At 78.0% G+C, this 590-nt stretch carries 1 pseudogene; it reads right to left on the reverse strand.

Features of this window, described 5'->3' with window-relative positions:
* A pseudogene (locus tag HMPREF0731_RS22710) lies at nucleotides 1-590 on the reverse strand (alginate lyase family protein); the annotation flags it as partial.

The raw sequence follows: 590 nt of genomic DNA on the forward strand, positions 1-590 counted from the left end.
GCGGATCCGGCAGGGGCGGCTGCCCCAGATGCCGGCGCAGCGCCTCCAGCGCCGCCAGCGTGTCGAGCAGCAGCCGGTGATAGCCGGTGGAGCAGACGGCGAAGCCGCCATCCGGCGCCACCAGCCGCGCCATGGCGCGGGCGAGGGCGCGGGCGGCGGTGGCGGCCTCCTCCGGCTGGCCGAGCAGCCAGGCGCAGGCCAGCAGCCCGGCCGGCTCGCTGAGGCTGTGGTTGTTGTCCTGCGCGGCGGCATAGGCGCCGGTCGCCAGGATGCGGGCGCGGTGCAGCGCCAGCAGGCGGCGCAGCGGGGCCGAGGCGCCGGCCTGCCCGGCCAGCACCAGGCCCAGGCCCAGATGCAGCGCGCGCAGCGCCGCCTCCTGCCCGCAGGCCCAGTTGGGGCCGCGATAGGGCGGATTGGCGGCGCACCACTCTGTCAGCCGCCTTTCCAGCGCGGCGCCATGGCCTTCCTCCGGCCAGAGGCGGGCCGCCTGCAGCAGCAGCGGCACCCAGCCCAGCCGGTTGGCTTCCCAGACCGGGCGGATGTCGCCGGGGGTGAAGAGGTCGAGGCCGAGCGCCCCGGCGCCGGGGTCG

This window comes from Pseudoroseomonas cervicalis ATCC 49957, from assembly GCF_000164635.1.
Taxonomy (GTDB): Bacteria; Pseudomonadota; Alphaproteobacteria; order Acetobacterales; family Acetobacteraceae; genus Pseudoroseomonas; species Pseudoroseomonas cervicalis.